This is a genomic window from Kitasatospora sp. NPDC001175 (assembly GCF_053598215.1).
On the sequence record NZ_JBSFJU010000192.1, the window covers coordinates 1 to 2,307 of the forward strand.

The 2,307-nt window shown below is 68.5% G+C and carries 3 protein-coding genes and 1 tRNA gene; 2 read left to right on the forward strand and 2 right to left on the reverse strand.

The features are described 5' to 3' along the window. Nucleotides 1-8 precede the first annotated feature (8 nt). Nucleotides 9-82 (reverse strand) — tRNA-Met (locus tag ACWDAK_RS41005). After that, nucleotides 60-704: a hypothetical protein gene (locus ACWDAK_RS41010; protein WP_427396332.1), complete on the reverse strand. Its 645-nt coding sequence runs from the start codon at nt 702-704 to the stop codon at nt 60-62. Before ACWDAK_RS41010 ends, ACWDAK_RS41005 begins: the two co-directional genes overlap by 23 nt. 101 nt (nt 705-805) lie before the next feature. Here ACWDAK_RS41010 and ACWDAK_RS41015 point away from each other — a divergent pair, with 101 nt between their 5' ends. Together ACWDAK_RS41015 and ACWDAK_RS41020 are read left to right on the forward strand one after the other, a co-directional pair. Beyond that, nucleotides 806-1,303 carry a GNAT family N-acetyltransferase gene (locus tag ACWDAK_RS41015; RefSeq protein WP_427396333.1) on the forward strand — a complete coding sequence of 166 codons (498 nt, stop codon included), beginning with the start codon at nt 806-808 and terminating at the stop codon, nt 1,301-1,303. A gap of 469 nt (nt 1,304-1,772) precedes the next feature. Beyond that, entirely contained in the window at nt 1,773-2,252 is a 480-nt protein-coding gene (locus ACWDAK_RS41020; RefSeq protein ID WP_427396334.1) for an IS110 family transposase, read from the forward strand. Nucleotides 2,253-2,307: the final 55 nt, after the last annotated feature.

Sequence of the window (2,307 nt, forward strand, 5' to 3'; positions counted from 1 at the left end):
CTTGGTAGTAGCGGGGACAGGATTTGAACCTGCGACCTCTGGGTTATGAGCCCAGCGAGCTACCGAGCTGCTCCACCCCGCGTCGGTGACACCACTCTATGCGGTAACCGTTCCAATACGAAATCGGTTCTCCCAGCGCTCCGGCTCGCCCTTGCCGACCCCGCCGCGGTCCCCACGAACCGCACACTGCCCCAGTGGAGCAGACGCACCCGGCCGTCGTTGGCCAGGACCGCGCACACCCGCGTGCGAGCCGGTTCGGTACTCGCGCCGCCTGTGGTCATCGCCGGGCCCACGTCGTGCACGCGGGCTCGTGCCAGGTCGTCCGGAAGGGCGAGTCGGGGCATGGCGCTGTTGTCCATGCACCAGCGCAGGAAGGGCTGGGCGGGTCGGCGGGTGGCGCACTGGTCTGCGTGCCAGGCGTCGAGGTCGTCCTGCTGGCACTGGTCGAGGGTCCGGTTGCGGGCTACGAGCCAGGTGAGGAAGGCGTCGGCCTGGGTGATCTGCTGCCGGGCCTCGTGGGTGGGAGAGCGTCCGAGCGGCCCGGCGTCGGGCTTCGCCCGCAGGCGCCGCAGCTGGTGCCAGGTGGCGAACCGGTGCAGGAGCTGGTGCCGGCCCTGTTCTCGTACAGCTACGGCCAGGTGGCGTGTAGTGCCGTGACCGGATGGGTTCACCGAGGTCTCGTGGTCTGCGGGTGCGTGAGTCACCGCTGCTCCCCGGTTTCGGCTGGTCGCAGGGCTGAACGACCTCGTTTGCATGGTTGTAATCAACTTGCTGCCCGCCCCGGCGGGCGGGCAGGGTCTGGATCATGCTTGAACTACGCACTTTGGAATCAGACGACTGGCCCCTTTGGCGGGAATTGCGACTGGCCGCGCTTGCTGAGGCGCCCTACGCGTTCGGATCGACGCTGGCCCAGTGGCAGGGCTCCGGCGACCGAGAGGAACGCTGGCGTGCCCGTCTGTCGATTCCTGGCGCGCACGATCTCGTCGCGCTCCTCGACGGCCTTCCGGTGGGCATGGTCAGCGGAGTGCCGGGCGAGGGAGCAGAGAACGTGGAGTTGATCTCGATGTGGGTCGACCCCACGGCTCGGGGCAAGGGCGTGGGTGACTACCTGATCCAGGCGGTCGAGCGGTGGGGGGCGGAGCGCGGTGCCACGACGCTGCGGTTGTCGGTCATGCCGGACAACCGCAAGGCGACCGCGCTCTATGAGCGGCACGGTTTCACGGACACGGGTGAGCCCGGCGATCTTCTGCCCGATGGCGTTGGCAGGGAGCGGGTCATGGCGAAGAGCCTGACCGCTGTCTGATCCTCCACATCCCGGCACGGCCGGATCCTTCACTTGGTCAGGCTGCGGCGGCGAGGGGCGTCCGGGGCTGCGGTCCTGACGGCCCCTCAGTGCCGGACGTTGGCCACGAGGGCGTTGACGCGATTCTCGTACTCGCGGCGGGCCTTGCGCTGAGCCGGGCGATCTGAACGAAGTCCAGCTGGGGCAGATCGCGTAGGAGTTCCTCGTCCACGACTTCGCTGGGGAGCAGCGGGGACAGGTATCGGAGGGGGGCTCGTGCCGATTGCCGGGTGATCTGGCGCTTGAAGGGGGCCCATGCGTAGGCAGCTGGCGCTGGCGAGGGTGTTTGTCCAGTGAGTGGCGAGCTCGCCGGGTGCAGTCTGGACGATGTGGTCGGCCTGCTGGTCGTCGTGGGTGTGCAGACGGGCGTAGGCGAGGTAGTGCGGGTGGTGGAGTTCGCAGAAATGCGGTGAAGTCGAGGGGAAGGGTGATGGCGGGCGCGCGGTGGCCGGACGGTGGCGAGCCGGGGGTCGCTGACATGGTGCGCACCGGCTCCCACCACCTGCGCCCGATCTCCGGGGACACCGCCGACGCTGAAGCCGTCAAGGTCGTGACGCGCATCCACAAGACCCTGATCTGGGAGCGGACCCGTACCACGCAGCGGCTGCGGCACGCTCTGCTCGACTACTTCCCCGCCGCCTTGGAGGCGTTCGAGGATCTGGACGCCCCCGACGTCTTGGAGCTGCTGGCCAACTCACCTGATCCGACTGCCGCGGCGAAGCTGACGATCACGCAGATCAGTGCGGCCCTCAAGCGAGCCCGCCGGCGCAACATCGCCGACAAAGCCACCAGGATCCAGGCCGTACTGCGCGCCAAGCACCTGGGTCAGCCCGCCGCTGTGACCGCGGCCTACGCCGACTCGGTGCGCGCTCTAGGCAGTGTCCTGGCGATCACGAGCGAAGCCAGATGACGAGTGCGGCTGCGGTGACGGTGCCGAGGTAGACGTAGCCGCGCTTGTCGAATCT